Source organism: Streptomyces sp. NPDC044061, assembly GCF_056434305.1.
In genome coordinates this window covers 12984-29867 of sequence record NZ_JBWKFL010000057.1, presented here as the reverse complement: position 1 = coordinate 29867, position 16884 = coordinate 12984, and the positions used below count along the sequence as shown (strand labels likewise).

17 protein-coding genes and 1 pseudogene are annotated in these 16884 nt (G+C 69.5%); 9 read left to right on the top strand and 9 right to left on the bottom strand.

Annotation, left to right across the window (positions count from 1 at the left end; all coding sequences use genetic code 11):
• Positions 1-580 precede the first annotated feature (580 nt).
• From AC07CM_RS44275 to AC07CM_RS44265, 3 genes are all read left to right on the top strand, one after another.
• Positions 581-793, top strand: coding sequence for a hypothetical protein (locus tag AC07CM_RS44275; RefSeq protein WP_478882231.1), 213 nt, complete (start codon positions 581-583; stop codon positions 791-793).
• A gap of 599 nt (positions 794-1392) precedes the next feature.
• Complete coding sequence (locus AC07CM_RS44270) at positions 1393-1968, top strand: hypothetical protein (RefSeq protein ID WP_478882230.1); 576 nt, start codon at positions 1393-1395, stop codon at positions 1966-1968.
• Between the two features lie 11 nt (positions 1969-1979).
• Positions 1980-2237, top strand: coding sequence for a hypothetical protein (locus AC07CM_RS44265; protein ID WP_478882229.1), 258 nt, complete (start codon positions 1980-1982; stop codon positions 2235-2237).
• A 36-nt stretch (positions 2238-2273) separates the two neighbouring features.
• Here AC07CM_RS44265 and AC07CM_RS44260 read toward each other — a convergent pair whose 3' ends face one another.
• The 6 genes and pseudogenes from AC07CM_RS44260 to AC07CM_RS44235 all read right to left on the bottom strand — a co-directional run bounded on the left by AC07CM_RS44260 (position 2274) and on the right by AC07CM_RS44235 (position 7980).
• On the bottom strand, positions 2274-2624 hold the full coding sequence (locus tag AC07CM_RS44260; protein ID WP_478882228.1) for a helix-turn-helix domain-containing protein: 351 nt from the start codon (positions 2622-2624) through the stop codon (positions 2274-2276).
• A gap of 1442 nt (positions 2625-4066) precedes the next feature.
• Positions 4067-4642, bottom strand: a pseudogene (locus AC07CM_RS44255) (dihydrofolate reductase family protein).
• 251 nt (positions 4643-4893) lie between these two features.
• A complete protein-coding gene (locus AC07CM_RS44250; RefSeq protein WP_478882227.1) occupies positions 4894-5310 on the bottom strand; it encodes a hypothetical protein in 417 nt (138 codons plus the stop codon).
• A 346-nt stretch (positions 5311-5656) separates the two neighbouring features.
• The gene (locus tag AC07CM_RS44245; RefSeq protein WP_478882226.1) at positions 5657-6919 is read right to left on the bottom strand and encodes a BN159_2729 family protein; all 1263 of its coding nucleotides are present in this window, start codon (positions 6917-6919) and stop codon (positions 5657-5659) included.
• Positions 6916-7515, bottom strand: coding sequence for a sigma-70 family RNA polymerase sigma factor (locus AC07CM_RS44240; RefSeq protein ID WP_478882225.1), 600 nt, complete (start codon positions 7513-7515; stop codon positions 6916-6918). Before AC07CM_RS44240 ends, AC07CM_RS44245 begins: the two co-directional genes overlap by 4 nt.
• 156 nt (positions 7516-7671) lie before the next feature.
• Positions 7672-7980 carry a helix-turn-helix domain-containing protein gene (locus AC07CM_RS44235; protein ID WP_478882224.1) on the bottom strand — a complete coding sequence of 103 codons (309 nt, stop codon included), beginning with the start codon at positions 7978-7980 and terminating at the stop codon, positions 7672-7674.
• A gap of 220 nt (positions 7981-8200) precedes the next feature.
• On the opposite strand from AC07CM_RS44235, the gene AC07CM_RS44230 reads away from it, so the two are divergent.
• From AC07CM_RS44230 to AC07CM_RS44215, 4 genes are all read left to right on the top strand, one after another.
• Positions 8201-8701 carry a transcriptional regulator gene (locus tag AC07CM_RS44230; RefSeq protein ID WP_478882223.1) on the top strand — a complete coding sequence of 167 codons (501 nt, stop codon included), beginning with the start codon at positions 8201-8203 and terminating at the stop codon, positions 8699-8701.
• Positions 8702-9204: 503 nt separating this feature from the next.
• Positions 9205-9432, top strand: a complete 228-nt coding sequence (locus AC07CM_RS44225) for a hypothetical protein (protein WP_478882222.1) — start codon at positions 9205-9207, stop codon at positions 9430-9432.
• A gap of 362 nt (positions 9433-9794) precedes the next feature.
• On the top strand, positions 9795-10121 hold the full coding sequence (locus AC07CM_RS44220) for an SDR family NAD(P)-dependent oxidoreductase (RefSeq protein WP_478882221.1): 327 nt from the start codon (positions 9795-9797) through the stop codon (positions 10119-10121).
• Positions 10122-10279: 158 nt separating this feature from the next.
• Positions 10280-10885: a recombinase family protein gene (locus AC07CM_RS44215; protein ID WP_478882220.1), complete on the top strand. Its 606-nt coding sequence runs from the start codon at positions 10280-10282 to the stop codon at positions 10883-10885.
• 29 nt (positions 10886-10914) lie between these two features.
• Here the strand turns inward: AC07CM_RS44215 and AC07CM_RS44210 are convergent, their stop codons facing one another.
• Entirely contained in the window at positions 10915-11796 is an 882-nt protein-coding gene (locus tag AC07CM_RS44210) for an AraC family transcriptional regulator (protein WP_478882219.1), read from the bottom strand.
• Positions 11797-12122: 326 nt separating this feature from the next.
• Between AC07CM_RS44210 and AC07CM_RS44205 the strand changes: the two genes are divergently transcribed.
• Positions 12123-13238 carry a serine hydrolase domain-containing protein gene (locus AC07CM_RS44205; RefSeq protein WP_478882218.1) on the top strand — a complete coding sequence of 372 codons (1116 nt, stop codon included), beginning with the start codon at positions 12123-12125 and terminating at the stop codon, positions 13236-13238.
• Between the two features lie 671 nt (positions 13239-13909).
• Positions 13910-14071, top strand: a complete 162-nt coding sequence (locus tag AC07CM_RS44200; protein WP_478882217.1) for a hypothetical protein — start codon at positions 13910-13912, stop codon at positions 14069-14071.
• A gap of 85 nt (positions 14072-14156) precedes the next feature.
• Here AC07CM_RS44200 and AC07CM_RS44195 read toward each other — a convergent pair whose 3' ends face one another.
• Positions 14157-15953 (bottom strand): acyl-CoA dehydrogenase, encoded by a 1797-nt coding sequence (locus AC07CM_RS44195; protein WP_478882216.1) that lies wholly within the window; start codon positions 15951-15953, stop codon positions 14157-14159.
• A gap of 72 nt (positions 15954-16025) precedes the next feature.
• Positions 16026-16793 carry an SDR family oxidoreductase gene (locus AC07CM_RS44190; protein ID WP_478882215.1) on the bottom strand — a complete coding sequence of 256 codons (768 nt, stop codon included), beginning with the start codon at positions 16791-16793 and terminating at the stop codon, positions 16026-16028.
• Positions 16794-16884: the final 91 nt, after the last annotated feature.

Sequence of the window (16884 nt, the reverse complement as noted above, 5' to 3'; positions counted from 1 at the left end):
GTTGGTGTCGCTTAGGCCCCTCTTTTGAATGGGCGGGAGGCTGGCTCCCGCCCCCTCCCTAACGGGCCCGGCGGCGGCCGCCCGCGGCCGACTGGTTCCGGGACGGGGACGTGCTCGACGCCTCGGCAAGAGGGGGGCCGGCCCGGCGTGCCGCCCTCGCGCCTGCGCAGCGCCGTCGGCCAGGCGGGAGTGGCGGCCGCAACGCGCAGTAGCGGGCGGGCGGTTGAGGCACAGGAGCGAGGAATGGAACAGGCACACGCCTTTGAACGAATGTCGGATATAAGCGGTTTGCGTTGACCGTTCCCCTTCCGCTACCGTCCACGCTCTCCGGACGAATCGTCCGGAGGTTCCGGACGGCGGGGTTGCGCATGGCCCTGCCGCCCGGAACGACCGTTCCCGTACGGGATCCGTGCGACGCCATCGCGCCCGGTCTTGCGGCTTCTGCAGTGGCCGGCAGGCCCGGTGGCCCATGGCGCCGAGACGGGGTGGAGCCAAGCCGGCGGCGGCAGTTGGTTTGTCCGCCGCCCGGCGCAGGCTCCTGATTTCGCGTACATCCCCTCCTTCATTGAAAGGCTTCCCCATGAACAACGACTGGCTTGAGGCCGAGACCGCCGAACTGCTCCCCGGCCGCGAGGCGCTGGGCAAGTTCTCGTTCAGCTTCACGAAGATGACGACCGTCTCGAAGAAGATCGCGCACGTGGACGCCCACAACGAGTCGATGGCGCTGAACCAGTTCTCGCCGCTGGCGGTCGCCCAGTCCCAGGCCTCCCAGGCCATCAGCGTCCAGCAGTAGCACGGCCCCCGACGCTGGAGGCAGGGGCAGGCCCATCGGGGCGTGCCCCTGCGGCGCGGCGCCGCGGGGATCGAGGCTCACACGGCATGCCCGGTGGCGGCCCCGGGCCGGCAGCCGGCACCCGGCACCCGGACGGACACTGCCGGCCGCCGGTGCCAGGGTCCTTGCGGCGCCTGCCCGTTGGGCGAAGGACGCAACTGTGGTGCGCGTCGGCCCTCGAACGTCCGACGGGCGGCGGGACCGGCGGCATCCACCGGCAGACGCCAGGCAGCCGCCGTTGCCCGGCGCAAGGTCCTTTCGCCCGTCCATCGAACGGCGGCATGAGCGAGTGGGATCCAGATCCAGTGAGCAGTGATCACCCCGCAAGCCTGCGCGCCCGCGCAGAGCAACCGGCCCTAAAAGGGCGCCCGGCGAAAAAAGTGGCGCGGCAACCGGGCATCTCCTGGCGGACCGTGTACCGCCGGCGGCGCTCCGCCACGTCCGGGGCAGACCCGGCACGGGCCCGCACCCGCATCGGCGAACCGGAGAAGGAAGTCCTGCCTGTGCCGCGAAGTCACCGCCGCATTGCGGCAGATGATGCCCCCACAAGACGCTACGCGGTGATCCACGGCCTGGCGTCGCACGGTTTCACGGCACGCCGGATCGCCGCACTCACAGGCGCCTCGGAGTCCGGATACCACGCCTGGCGCGCCCGCACCCCCTTCCCACGCGCACTGCGCCGAACCTGGCCGACCCGCCTGATCCCCGGCATCCACCAGGAGTCCGGCTCCGCCCACGGATACCGCAGAGTGACGCAGGAACTCGGCCGCCGCTACGGCAGCCTGATCGGCTGGAGCACCGCCGCGGCAGCACACCGCGCCCTCGTCCACGGCGCCCTCATGGCCGCCGTCACCCGCGCCGACCCCGCTGCCCGGGCCGCGTACGAGAGTAAAGCCGGCCTGCTCCTTCACCGAGCGGGCCGGCTCTACTCACGTGCGCGCCCGTCCGCAAAACCATCGGGGACCGGTACGACCACGCGGTCGTCGGCGCTTTTGGGGACACCGTCCACCGTGAACCGCACGGCCCGTCCCCCCGGCCGGACACACGCCTTTGCCGAGGGCCGGCTCAGCCAGCGCTTTGACCGTTTCGCCCCGCAGGCCCCAGCCGCCCCACCAGCGCTCCCCTCCACCCCGTAAGGCGGATCCCATTGGAAACGACAGCACCCGTGCCCGCCACCGGCGGCCCCAGGCCCGACATCCACCCCGTCCAGGACACCTCCACCGCCCACGCCCACCGGCTGCGCCTGTACGGCGCCCTGGACCGGGTGTGTGTTCCCCTCGCTGCCGCTGACGTCCAGGCCGTGTTCAAACTGGCCGAACTCGACTGCGTCACCGTGCACGCCGTCATCGACTGGATCACCACGGCACGCACGCTTGAACCGCTCCCGCTCCCGCTCCCGCGGTGACGGGCCCGGCGTGCGACCGGCAAGACATCGCCTTGCCTACGGGGTGCCGTTCGCGTGGAGCAGCGACTCCACGAGGACGGCCACATGCCGGCGGTCCGCCGGGCTCAGCTTGTGCACGCTCGCGATGAGGATCGCTACCTCCGGATCCGCGGCCTCGGGTGCATCCTCGAGGTACAGGTGGACGCCCGCGGCCTCGGCGGCGGCCCGCTGCACCGGCGCCACCGGGATGCCCAGTCCCTTGGCCAAGCCCTCCAGAGTGGTCTGCTGGGGCATCTGCGCCAGCCGTTCCGACGTCGCCAGATGGTGGACCGTCGAACGGGAGATGCCACCGCGGCGCGCTACATCGCTGTAGGACCAGCCGTACTGGTCCAACTTGTGCCTGATCATTTCCTGCAGTGTGTTGGGCACGCCGGTTCTTCCTGTGGAGAGGGCAGTGACCGCCTGTCGATGAGTCTAACGGCCCTGTCGCCGGGGCGTTCCGCACCTTCTTCTCCACCGGCGCCCTGCGCTACCCTGCCCGCCGACTTCACGTCATGATCGACCACTTGCGGACCGGTCCGCCCGGCATCGTTGCGAGATGGGTCCACCCCTGTGCGGCGACCAGCAGCACCCGGACCTCCACCGGCAGGCCCCGGGGCCGTCCCGTGCGCTCCGGATCCGCTCCCTCATGCCGCCACGCGATGACCGGCCGGCCGAACCGACGCGGGCTCAGCCCGGTGAGCGGAAGCTGTCCAGGACGGCTCCGACACCGTGATCACACCCGCCACAACAAGATCACCCCCCGTGATCGGCGGCATGGGACGATGACGGCCCTGTCAGGCCGGGTCCGGGTGTCACGCATACCGGTGGGCGGCGTTGTCCTCGGCGGTTCGCTCTCCCACCTCGTCCAGCACCGGGCTCAACTCTCGGCGGAACGCGCTGAACAGCAAGGGGCAGCAGATCTCCGTCCAGTAGCCGACACAACCGCGGCGAAGGTGCGGCCGCGGCAGGATGCCTTTCGATGGTGACCTCGTCGGCGAGGATCACGCCCGGCCAGACCGCGCCGGCCCGGTATCCGGCCAGCAGGCGGTCGATCCGCTCCGCCTGGCCCTCCGGGGTGAAGAAGTCGGCCGGCTGGGCCGGTTCCCACGGCCGGAAGGCCTCGCCGTCCCTCGCTCTGAGCGCGGTGATCGGGGCGTCCACCGGTGGGCTCTATCAGGCGGATCGTGGTGCGTCGGATGAGACCGGCCGGCCTGGGCGAGCGGCAGCAGCCGACACCTCTGGCCAAGCACCCCATGGTGAGACGGTCGGTAAGCCGGTGGCAGGCGGCGGCCTCCCGGAACCCTTTTCGTCCCTACGGCCGCGTTCGACGTGGCCGAGGCCCTCGCTTTCGACCATGCGGTGCGCCGCTCGGCGTCGGCGGCTCGAAGGGGACCGGCTCAACCGACGCGGGGCGCTGGTGCGCCCGTGCGCGGAGCCGACCCGGAGGTTGATCGTCAGCCGCGTGCGGGAACAGGGCGCGCCACGCGAGAGCACCAGGTGGAGGAGTTCACCGACGACGCCGGCACTGTGCACCTCCACCCGTGCCGGGCCGCGTCGAGGCCGGGTTGGCGCCTTCGGCGCCAACCGCCGGAACAGCTCGCACCGCTGTCGAGCGATGCACCAACCGCCCGGGGCAGGAGAGCGGCATCGCCACCGGCTGCGGGAAGACCGCGACCATCCACCGGGCCGGACTCCACATCGCGGGCTTCTTCCTCTCATCCGCTCGGTGAGCCGACACTCAGCGGGCAGGTCGCTTTGCCAAGGGCAACGGACGAGGACACGACGGTGGCGCGGACCCGGGGCCCTGTTCAGCGGACGACGTCGAATACGTTCTTCTGCAGGGCCGTTGGCGTAGACGTCATGCTCGACCAGCTTCAGCTTCTGCGTGTCCTTGTCCGTGGTGCTGAAGAGCCGCTTGCCCGCTCCGAGCAGGAGCGGGAAGACGAGCAGGTGGTAGCGGTCGACAAGGTCGGCGTCCGCGAGGGCTTGGTTCAGGCAGGCGCTGCCGTGGACGATGATCGGGCCGCCGTCGGTCTTCTTCAGCGCGGCGACCTCCTCGAGTGAGCGCAGGATCGTCGTCTCCCCCCAGTTCGTCATCAGATCGTCCTCGCCGAGGGTGGTCGAGACGACGTACTTCGGCATCAGTTTGTAGTCGGCGAAGTCCTCCATGTCGGGCCACACCGGGCTGAACGCCTCGTAGCTGGTCCGGCCCATCAGCATCGCGGTGGCTTCCTTCTGCTCACGGGACGTGATGTCGAACGCCTCGGGGAGGAACTCGATGTCCTTGAAGGTCCACCCTGCGTTTTCCGGTAACCGGGCTCGCCGCCCGGGGCCTCCACGACCCCGTCGAGCGATATGAAAGCGGTACTGATCACGGTGCGCATCGTGGTTCCTCGGTGTCCCGTGTCCGGTTCTCAAGCCAACTCGGTCGGCGCCGGCGTCGAGGGCTCTCGCGGCTGCCGCACACCAACCGTGATCTCTGACTGTCGATCATGAAGAACCCCGTCGGCCGTCGCCGCCCCTTTATCGGCGGACTCGGCAGACCGATCGCCTCGGGGAGACAGCCGCACACCCCCTCCGACCGCGCGCCGTGCCGACAGCGCAGCAGCGACGATTCGGCACCAGGAAAGGGGAACTACGATCTGGCGATCTCCTGCCGGAGCTGGTGGGTGAAGCGACGCAGGAGGTCCAACGTCTCTCGGAACTCGGCCCGGCGGTCGTCTTGGCCGTCGGTGGGCCGAGTGCTCCAGACCCGACGCGCGAGAGCATCGGCGAGATCGACGGTGTCGCTGGAGCAGAGCAGGTAGAGGGCTGAGCGTGCTTCCTGCATCCGGTTCGCCAACTCGTTGGCTCCCGGACCGTCGCCACTCAGCTGTGTTTCCTTCAGATAGTCCAGTAGCTGAACTACGGCCGTGTTGAAGCCGATCCCGGCTCTGAGCTTCTGTTCGCGGAGCCACATGCGGTCCTGTCGGCGCGCGGTGAACCACGAACCGAACACCACCCCTATGAGGCCGACAGCGGCCCCGATGGCCACGGACAGGATGTTCTCCACGGTCAGCTCCCCCCGACATACGGCAACGCCAGGCTACAAACGCCGTCGCAGGCGCCGCACTCGAAGAGCGCGCTCATGCCAAGGGTCCGGTGATCCGAACGAAACGGCCTAGTGCCTCATCCCTCGTGAGTTGGATCGTGGCCTGGCCATCGCCCATGCACACCCCTGCGGCTCAGCCCCCGTCCATCGACCACACGCACCCACTTCGGCCCTGACCCCACACGTAGGACACCCCTCTCCCCCGGCAGCCGGGCTGCTGCGACCCGGACAGGCCGTCGACTGCCATGCAGCGCTTACGCGTTGAGGACCCGGGCTGCACGGGCACGGCCGGCGGGGCGAGGCGTTCTCAGCCTGTTTCGTGGTCGCCGGGGTTCGCGGCGGCAGGGGTGAGGGGCCCGTTGGCCACCACGATGGAGGTCAGCGGATAGGGCGGACCGCTGGGGCCCCCCAGGGTGAGAAGGGGGGTGCCGTCCTCCTGGCGACCGCCGTGGTAGAACCAGGTCTGGCCCAGGCGGTCGGTGTGGCCGAGGGCGAGGTCGTAGACGCGGCCCCCCAGCAGGAAGGGGTCGGCGGCCTGCTGCCCCGCCTCCTGCAGGAGACGGGGCACGGCCTCCGCGGTGAGATGAACCTCCACACCGTCGAGGTGCCCGGTGGCGGTCTGCACCCAACCACTGCGGTACGTCTGCGCGTTCAGGGGCACACCGATCGCGGTCAGCCAGTACTCCCAGTCCCCCAGCGACACAGCGTGGATGTGGACGTCGACACGTTCATCGTCCGAGGCGATCCCTGTGACCTCCAGCCGGGCCGCGTTCTCGGCCCGCAGCCTGGCCGCCGCGGCCGCGGCCGAGGGCTGCACCTGCCCCTCGCCGGCCGTGCGCGGCTGATGGGCACCAGAGCTCTGGGCCGGGGCCCGTTCGAGTGCGGCCGGGTGTTGGACGAGGGCCGGTTCGAGCGCCGCGGCCTGCTCGACGGGGGGCGGGGGCTGGGTCTGGGTCTGGTCCCCGTCGGCCGTGCCCGACCCCTGGACGCCAGAACTCTGGGCGGTGACCGGGGCCCGCACGGCGGCCTGCTGGACCGAGCGCTGGGCCTGGCCCCCGTCGGCCGTGCCCGACCCCTGGACGCCAGAGCTCTGGGCGGTGACCGGGGCGCGCACGGCGGCCTGCTGGGCGGGGACCGGTTCGAGCACGGCCGGCTGCTGGCCGGGAGCCGGGGCGGCCGTGACGGCCGGGGCGTCGCAGGACTCGAGCACGTCCGCACCCGCGGGGCAGGGCTCGCACGCGCCAAGGATGTGCAGGGGGCGGGGCGTTGTGGGTGGGCCGGCCCTGTCCTCGCCGGAGCGGGGCGCTGTGACCGCCTCCCACAGGGTTGGCGCGCCCGGTACGGGATGCGCCTCGATCTCGGTGACCTCGGGCCCGGCGTCGCCGGGTTCCGCCTTGAGTGCAGGGGGCGGCGTTTGGTGTTGTTGTCTGAGTCGTCTGAGGGCGTCGGCGCCACCGGTTTCCACCAGGCGGCCCTGTGCGTTCAAATCGGCGATGAAGGCGTGAGCGAGTTCCCTGAGCCGCGCGGTGAGTTCCCGCTCGAGGTCCGTGTCCTTGTCGGCGATGGTCATGCCACAGCTCCCGGGTAGGCCTTGCGGAGGGAGTCGAGCGCGCGGCACTGGAGCGTTTTGACGGCGCCGTCGGTGGTGCCCATGGTGCGGGCGGTCTCGCGCACGGACATCTCGCCCAGGAACCGCAGCCGGATGACGACCTGCTGACGGGGAGTGATCTCCGACAGGGCGTGATGCAGGTCGTCCAGCGCGAGCGAGAACAGAACGGTTTCTTCTGGGTCGCTCACCACAGGGGCCCAGGCATCTGTCACCTGGGTGATCTGGTCGACGAAGGTGAGGTTGCGGGTCGTGGCGGTCTTGAAGTGGTCGGCGACCGCATGACGTGCGATGGTGCACAGCCAGGCACGGATCGACGTACCCGTCCAGGTGAAGGTGTCGATCTTCATCCATGCCTTCATGAAGACGTCCGCGGTGAGGTCCTCGGCCAGGGCGGTGTTCGATCTGACGCGCTGGCCGATGAGTGTGGCGATGACACCGTGGTGCATCTGGTACAGCTCGGCGAACGCCTCGCGATCGCCTTGCTGGGCACGGGCGATGAGGGCCGATTCCCCCGTGGCGCCGCCGTCGAGGGCAGCGTCGTGAGCCTGAGTGGTCAAAGGGTGCTCCCGAATCGTTGGGAAGGAAGTGAGGCGGGCCGCCGACAGCACCTGAGGCGGAGGTGCGAAGACCGCCTGCGTGCCGCGAGCGGCGGGGACGAGGGAACCGGGCCGGTTCTCGGTCCCTCGCGTGCCGGGTGAGAGCCGGGCCGGTCCTCAGTCGGCCGCGTGCCGGCCGGCGGGGTCCGCGTGCCGCAGGCGGTGCCGCTCCCGGGCGGGCACACGCCGGCGCTGCGGAAGGCTGCGCTTGATCGTCTGCGGGTCGTCGTAGACGAGCGCGTCGAGCCGAACGCTGTAGGCGCCGCGCAGCGTCCAGAGCGTGGCCAGACTCGGCTGTTTGGTTCCCCTCGCGAGCCGGTGAAGCGTCGACCTGCTGATACCGGTGCGCTGCGCCATGTCGGCGACGCTTTCGTCACCCAGCTCCCTGGCCTTGAGCAGGAGCGTGGCCATATGGAGGCGAAGCATGGTCAAAAGACCCCCTCAGCAACGTGCAGCCGTGCGGCCGACCCACACGCGCGCAACATATGCAAGTTGCCGGATATGAGTGACGCAAGGGTATTTTGATTCGCACACCAATACGAGATTCGGGATGTGGCCTGCACAAATGCCGATCTAGGTTTTGACCTGCAAAGGTGCACGCGTGCAACCAGCATGTGACAACATGCCCGCGCGCTACCCTCCGACCATGCGGAGTGCGAAGGATTCCCCCCACGAGAGCCGGACCGAACGACAGGCCCAGGCGCAGCGGATCGGCGCGTATCTCACCCAGGCCGCGACGGCAGCCGGATACGACGTCCGCGCGCGCCACGGCGGCCGGGCGCAACTGGCGGCCGCGACCGGTCTGAGCCTGACCACCATCAGCCGGACACTGGACGGCAAAACACTGCCGCTGTCCTCGCAATTGACCACGTGGGCGACCGTCCTCAATCTCGACCACCGTAAAGTTCTGGTGGAGAGCGGCCTCATTCCCGAGCAGCGGGGACCCGAATCACCACGACGCGGACCGGCCGCGGCAACACTTTCACCCGACGAAGCCATGACCGCGTGGAGAATCACCGATCCCATCATCCGCAGGACACTGAACGGAAGCATCGTCCACGCGATCGCACTCCAGGCGGAAATCGACGCGGCCGCCCGATCCCGAGCCATGCACGAAGACAACAACGCATGGCACACCCGCAGATGACACCACCCCCCGCCAGGATCCCCCCCCCGGGTGGATCAGCGCACGCCGCACGTCGCGGCATGAACTGCCCCCTCGAGGAGAGACGCGACGCACACCACCCGGCCCGGTATCGCCAGACGCGCGGACCGGTGCACGTCATCTGCCACAACGCCGGGGCCGGGGCCGACCACCCGAAGGCGTCCGGCCGGCCCACAGAGGCCGCCCGGCCGTGGCCGGAGCCGGGGCCGGGCCGGGCGCGCACCGCGATCACCAGCAGCACCACCACGCCTACGGACCGCGCCGAAATCGAGCACATGCGCGCCCGCCGGGTCCACCCCCCTCGGCAATGGTCCTCCCGCTAAGCTCGGCGGAATCTCCCCACAATCCAGTGCCCGCACCACGGCCCACGGTCATCGCAAGAGCGGGAACATCCCCCTGCCGAGCCACACCCAGGGGGCCGAAAAGGGCCACGCCGAGAGGGGTATCAGGTGCTTGTCGTACACGGAGCCCCCACAACCGCCATCGTGCGCAGCAGCACCGGCGAGGCGGTGATCCTGCTTTCCGGCGACCCACTGCGACAGCTACCGGAGAAAACCTTCACCGACATGATCAAAGCAGCCGCCGCCGTCCTCAGCGCCGCAGAACTCAAAACCGTCCACAACACCGTCCCCACACTCGGCACACGCCCCCCGGACTTCCACGTCCACATCCACGGAAACGAATTGACCGTCTACCGACTGATCACCAACTGAGCTACCTCTACGACCGACTGATCATCAACTGAGTTGCCTCTGCGGCCGACTGATCATCAACTGAGTTGCCTCTGCGGCCGACTGATCATCAACTGAGTTGCCTCTGCGGCCGACGAACACGATTCGTCTCCCCCCTTTTCTGTCACCTCCGGGTGCATCAGGTGCCGCCGGAACAGGACCTCGGCCGCAACCAGCGCGCAGACCCCCTCGATCTCCCCCCCTCAAGAGCGCCAGCCGGCAAAAGACCCACCCAGGCCACACCCCACCAGCCACCGCCAGGCCGTTGACCAGGACAAATACAGAGGTCCGGCCGGAGTACCAGCCTTGCACAAGAGAGTCTTCCGCGATCGGTGACGGAAGTGATGACCATGGACATCAACGGTTCGGTGGCCCTTGTCACGGGAGCCAGCCGCGGCATCGGAATGGCTTTCACCAAAGCCCTCCTCGCGCACGGCGCAGCCAAGGTCTACGCCGGTGTCCGAGACCCGAAGGCCGCCCTGGCCGACGGACTCACCGCGCTGCGCCTGGACGTCACCGACGAGGAGCAGATCGCCGCAGCCGCGCGTGCCGCCGACAGCCGCCGAATCGATGCCCAACTCAGGTACCGGGTGGCCAAGTCGCCCACGAGCTCCGTCCGCACAAGACCGATGGCTATCGCAGTGCGGCGGAGGTTCACGCTGACCTTCTGAACAGCGGTGATGCGCTGACCGCTTGAGCCTGCCACCGTCTATCGACACTTGACCGCACGATCGCAAACCCGCAGGTGACGCGTGTCGGCAAGTCGTGCCGGGATTCAACGTCGGCCAACGGTGTGTCAGGTAGATTCCGACACACACTCATCGGCTACGTGCGGGGCTCGGCCGCGGACCAGAACCCCGCTCATCAGATCGACGTCCTGCTGTGGGCCGGTGTCGACTGCGAGATCATCCACGTCGACACCGCGAGTGGCGCGGAGGCGTCCCGGCCGAAGCTCGACCTGGTGCTGCAGTTGCTGCGGCCCGGTGACACCCTGAAGATCACCCGGCTTGACCGGCTCTCCCGCTCAATCCTCCACCTGGTCACCCCCGGCGCCGAGTTCTGGGGGCGTGGCATCGGCCCTTACGTGATCGAGCAGGGCATCGACACCGCCACCGTCGAGGGCCGGGCGATGCTCGGCATGCTGTCGGAACTCGCAGAGCTCCAACGCGAGCTCATCGTCGCCGACACCAGGGACGGCCTGGCCGCCCGCGCCTGGGGCCGGGTCGGCGGACGCCGACCGAGGCTCACCGAGGACCAGGCCGTGCTCACCCAGCAGCTGTACGACGCCAGGGAAAAGACCGTCCAACAGATCGCCGACCTGTTCGGTGTGCCGCGGTCGTGTACGGGCACCTCGACAGGACCAAGACCGTTCCCCGTCAGCCGAAGAAGGTCGTGGGTACGAGATCCTGACCGCTGCCTTGCGGCTGGTGTCTGAGCTAGGACTCCGGGGACAGGTAACGGTGTTCATGCCCCGGCTCTCCCGCTGCCCCGCTCGACCGGGATCCACAGCTGGGAGTCGGTCCCCGCGCCGATCTCCACCGGCTGCGTCCGCAGGAGCTCGGGACCTGGCCGGCTCGCGTACGGGTTCGAGGGGAACCACTGCGTGAACACGTCCCGCCACAGCTGCTGGAGGGCGCTCGGATAGGGCCCATGGTTGTCGAAGACCGCCCAGGTCCCGGCCGACACGTCGAGGGCGTCGAGCTCCTCGGCGACCGCCTCGGAACCGGTCACCACGCCGATCCAGTAGTCCGCCTCGGCGCCCTCCTCCCGGCTGTCGCTCAGGTACACCACCGCCGAGAGGATTCCCTCCGGCTCCCGGCCGACCAGCTCCTTCATCCGAACGATCGCCTGCTCGTCCAGGCTGTCCACGTGCGCCGCGGCGGCCGCGTTGAGCCCCTCGTTGACGAGCGGGACCCGGGCCTTTTTGCCGACGACCCGAAACGACTCCTTCTCCACGATCCGGTACCCCATGGCCGTACTTCCTTCGACGACGACACGGAAGGACATGCGCGGCTGTGCCGTGAGCACCGCACCCCAACGCCGGGCCTCGCCCGGCCCGATGCCGTGCACCGACCGGAATGCCCGGGCGAACGCCTCGCCCGAGCCGTACCCGTAGCGCACCGCGACATCGAGCAGCGTCAGCTCCCCGGCCAGCACCTCGGCCCCGGCGAGCGTCATCCGCCGGCGCCGGACGTAGACCGGGAGCGGCATCCCGGCGAGCGCGCAGAACAGTCGCCGGAAGTGGTACTCCGACACAGCGGCGATCCGGGCCACCTCGGCCATGTCGATCTCCCGGTCGAGGCAGGCCTCCAGGTGGTCCAGCGCCTGGTTCAGCCGCTCCAGCACGCGTATCCGTCCTTCCTTCTTGTGTCTCCACTTGGGAAAACGCCCACCCTGCCAACCAGCCGCAGCGCAGGAACCCGCAGCAGCCGGCGCCCAAGCCCAGGCCGGAGTCGCTCGCCGCGCACGCCGCCCTGGCCGTCATCAGCGCTGCGGTCTCGGGCGCCGGCCGGGGCATCGACGGACCGCGGGGCAAAGGCAGGAGCGGTCGACCGCGCGGGGCGTCAGGCCTCCGTGCTGGTGCAGAGAAGATTTGATCGCGCCCCGCCCGACAGAACCAGTGCGGGAATTGTCGGGCAACAAGCCCCGGCGTTAGCCGAGGCTTGTTGCCCATGACTGAGATTAAGGGATTTTGCGAGCCGCGGTTTGCCGCAGTCCGTGCGGCCCTTGCGGCTTTGCTCGGCAAGGACGACGTGGGTGCCTCGGCAGCCGTCTACATCGACGGCGAGCAAGTGGTCGATATCTGGGGCGGGTACGCCGATGCAGACCGCTCCGTCAGCTGGGAGCGCGAGACCCTCACCGGCGTGAACTCGACGACCAAGAACATGACCGCCCTGTGCGCGCTGATTCTGGCCGACCGGGGCGAGCTCGACCTGTCCGCGCCGGTCGCCGCCTACTGGCCCGAGTTCGCCGCGGCCGGTAAGGACAACGTGCTGGTGCGGCACGTGCTGTCGCACACCTCGGGACTGCCGGACCTGTCCGGGCTGACGGCGGTGGAGGACCTCTACGACTGGCAGAGCGTGACGGCAGGGCTGGCCGCGCAGACGCCCGAATGGGAGCCAGGAACGGCCGCCGGCTATCACGCACTCACCTTCGGCTTCCTGGTGGGTGAGATCGTCCGCCGCATCACCGGCCGCAGTCTTGGCGAGTTCTTCGCCGAAGAGGTGGCCAAACCGCTGGGCGCAGACTTCCACATCGGGCTCTGCCCCGAGCATGACCACCGCGTCTGCCCGCTCATCCCGCCGCCGTCACTGACCGACGAGTACGCCGCCAGCGCACCGCCAGGACCGGACGGCACACGCCGGGAGAACACCGGTGCCGTAATCCGGGTCAAGGACGCCAACTCCATGGCCTGGCGCCGTGCGCAGATCCCTGCGGTGAACGGCTTCGGCAACGCGCGCTCCGTCGCCCATGTCCAGTCGGTATTGGCGAACCAGGGTTCGGCCGGCGGCGTGCGACTGCTGTCCCCCCAGGGTTGCCGGCCGGCGTGGCAGGAAGTGTTCCGCGGTGACGACCGCGTGCTGGGGACGCCGATGTCCTGGACGGTGGGCTTCGCCACGTTCGGCAACACCTTCGGCTGGGGCGGCTGGGGCGGCTCACTGGTCGTCAACGATCCCAGATCACGCATGACGGTGGCCTACGTCATGAACCAGATGATCGACCGGGACCGGCAGGAGGACAACCGCGGCACGGAGATCGTGATGGCCGCCCACAGCAGCCTGCACTGACAGCGCAACGAGGGGGCAGCGATCGTCGTCCAGCAGCGCTCAAGATCGTCACGGGCCGGCACGACGTCAGCGGGATCAGGAGGCGGGGACGCGTAGTCCCGTAACCGTTCGCCGCCCGGTCGGCCCAGCCGCTGCGACCTGCGGATGTCATCCATCCACAGATTGCGGCACACACGGCGCAGCCCTGCTCGGTGCCTTCCTGCCTCCACCGTGCGGACCGCTCCCGGACAGGCTGCCTTCGGCGAGGCGGTCCCCCTGCCGGGCCCGCGCCGTGAACACCCGCTGCACCAAGTCCTTTCGCGGCCGGCTGCGCGCCTGCCGTCAGCATCATCGCGTGGCGCAGCACAGGCACCGCCTCGCCATCCCACGCCTGCGTCACCTCATGCGCCCTCTGCCGAGATATCCGTCGATCCGCCACACCCGGCCCCCTCCCCCGCCCGCCGCTGCCGCCCGGACCTCCATCCCGGGCCCGCCTCGGCCCCGTTGCTGTACCACCACCGTGCCCCGAGGGGCACTGCACAGCGGTGCCGATCGCGCTCCGCCCCAGGTCAGGGAGTTGCCAGGTCCTGCGTCATCCGGATACGGCGTCTTCCACACCGGGGTCCGCCATCCGCGGATCCGCCCTCTGAGGTATCTTTCCCGTCCGCTCCGAAGGCCCCTGGAGGCTCCCTGTGCACACCACCGTTTTCCTGCTGCGGAGCGTGTTGGGTCTCGGTGGCGCATGGACGGGCATCTGGGAGCTGACCCGCCAGGCTTCGGGACCGGGCTGGAGGAAGCCGCGGGTCTTCTCCGCGGTGGCGGCTTTGATGCTCGCCGGGCTGCTCGCCGTCTAGAGATGGCCCGTCGGCGTGCCCCTTCCCGTGCCCGTTCAGCCGGAAAAAGAGCGGCCATGGTCGCCTCGGGTCGGCAGGAGGGGGCTCAGAAGCAGTCCGCGGGCATGTCGAGGGTGGTGCGGTCGAGGCTTTCCAGCAGCGCGAACTGCGCCTGCGTCCGGGGCAGTTCGTACCGGAAGAAGTACTGACCGGCCCGGCGCTTGCCCTCGTAGAAGGCGCCGCTGCGTCCGGCGGCGGCCAGTATCTGCTCCAGCCACATCCAGGCAACCACGACGTGCCCGACGGCCTCCAGATAGACCGAGGCGTTGGCGAGGGCGGTCTCGGCGTCCCCGGCCTCCCACAGGCGCCGCGTCACGGCGGCGACGCGGGCGACACAGGCGTCCAACTGCCGTCCGAAGCCGGCGACCTGATCGTCCGCGGCCGCCGCGCGGGCGGTCGTCATGGAGACGGTCTCGATGAGCAGGCGCAGCCCCGCGCCGCCGTCCATGACGACCTTTCGGCCCAAAAGGTCGAGGCCGTGGACGCCGTGCGTCCCCTCGTGGATGGGGTTGAGGCGGTTGTCCCGGTAGAACTGCTCGACGTTGTACTCGCGGGTGTAGCCGTAGCCGCCGTGGACCTGGATGGCAAGGTTGTTGGCCTCCAGGCACCACTGGGACGGCCAGCTCTTCGCGATCGGAGTGAGCATGTCCAGCAAAAGCCCGGCCCTGGCCCGCTCGTCGGCCGTCGGGGCGGTGCGCTCGTCGTCCAGCAGCCGCCCGCAGTACAGGATGAGAGCCAGCGCGCCTTCGACGTAGGACTTCTGGGCGAGGAGCATGCGCCGGACGTCGGGATGCCCGACGATCGGGATCTGGGGGGTGGTGGCGTCCCGGGCCATGAGCGGGCGCCCCTGGGGCCGGGTGCGCGCGTAGTCCAGGGCGTGCAGGTAGCCGGTGTAACCGAGCGCTGTGGCACCGAGTCCCACACCGATGCGGGCCTCGTTCATCATGTGGAACATGTAGGACAGTCCGTGGTGGGGCTCCCCGACCAGGAAACCGACGGCACCGGGGGCCCCGCCGGGCCAAAAGGCGCCCTCACCGAAGTTGAGCAGCGTGTTGGTCGTCCCTCGATACCCCATCTTGTGATTGAGGCCGGCCAGGGCGACGTCGTTGCGCTCGCCGAGCGTCCCGTCGGCCTCCACCAGGATCTTGGGGACGATGAAGAGCGAGAGTCCCTTCACCCCGGGCGGGCCGCCGGGGATCCTGGCCAGGACCAGGTGGACGATGTTCTGCGTCAGTTCGTGGTCGCCACCCGAGATCCACATCTTGTTACCGAAGAGGCGGTAGGTGCCGTCGTCGGCCCGTTCCGCGCGGGTGCGCACATCAGCCAGCGAGGATCCCGCCTGTGGTTCCGACAGGCACATGGTCCCAAAGAAGCGGCCCTCGACCATCGGGCGGACATAGGTGTCGATCTGACCGGGGGTGCCGTGGGCCAGCAGCAGGTTCGCATTGCCGATGGTCAGGAACGGGTAGGCGGCCGTCCCCACATTGGCCGCCTGGAACCAGGCGAAGCAGGCGTTGGCCACCACGCTGGGCAACTGCATGCCGCCCACCTCGTGGTCCATGCCCCCGCCGATCAGCCCGGCACCGGCGAAGACCTTCAGGGCCTCGCCGACTTCGGGGATGATGTGGACCCGCTCGCCGTCGAAGCACGGCTCCTGGGTGTCGTTCTTCTTGTTGTGCGGGGCGAAGTGCCGGGCGGCGATCGTCTCGCTGAGGTCCAGCACCGCATCGAAGGTCTCGCGTGAGTGGTCGGCGAAGCGGGGGCGCGCGGTCAGGGATTCGACGTCGAGCCACTCGTGGAGCAGGAAGTCGAGGTCTCGGCGGGACAGCAGGAGGGAGGCCATGATGCTCTTCTTCTGGGGTTCGGGATGCTTGTGCGAGGGGGAAGGGGAGCGGGGGGAGCCAACGCCGGCCGGTCAGACCGTGGTGCCCAGACCGCCGTCGACGGGGATGACGGCGCCGGTGACGTAGGCGCCCGCACGGCTGGCCAGATAGACGGCGATGCCCGCCATGTCGTCCGGCCGACCGATCCGGCGCAGCGGAGCCGCCTGCGCGATCGCCTCGCCCATGGCGTCCAGGGTCGCGGCCATCATCTTCGACTCGAAGGGGCCAGGCGCGATGGCGTTCACCGTGATGCCCTGTGGCCCAAGCTCCTTGGCCAGCACGCGGGTCAGGTGGTGCAGGCCCGCCTTGCTGGCCGCGTAGGAGTAGGCCGAAGCCGGACTGACGTGCAGGCCGTCGATGGATCCGACGTTGATGACCCGCGCAGGGTCCTGCGTCGACCCGGCCGCGCGCAGCTTCGGCAGGAGGGCCTGGGTGAGCAGGAAGGGGCTGCGCAGGTTGAGGTCCATCACCTTGTCCCATCCGCTGACGGGAAACTCCTCCAGAGGCGCGCCCCAGGTGGCGCCGGCGTTGTTCACCAGGATGTGCAGCCGCTCCTCCCGCTCACCGATCTCCGCGGCGAGTCGGTGGCACTCCTCCTCGCGCGACAGGTCGGCGGGCAGCGCGACCGCCCGGCCGGGACCGGAAAGCCCCCGCACGGCCTCCTCGCAGGCCTCCGCCTTGCGGGAACTGACATAGACCTTGGCTCCCGCTTCGACCAGGCCCCGGGCGATCATCAGACCGATGCCGCGAGAACCGCCGGTCACCAGGGCGGTCTTACCGGACAGGGAGAACAGCGACATCACGGTGGACTCCTGAAAGGGGAGAGGCGCACGGGCAGGCCGTCCCCACCCCAACCCAGATACTAAGCAGTCGCTTAGCCACTAGCCAAGC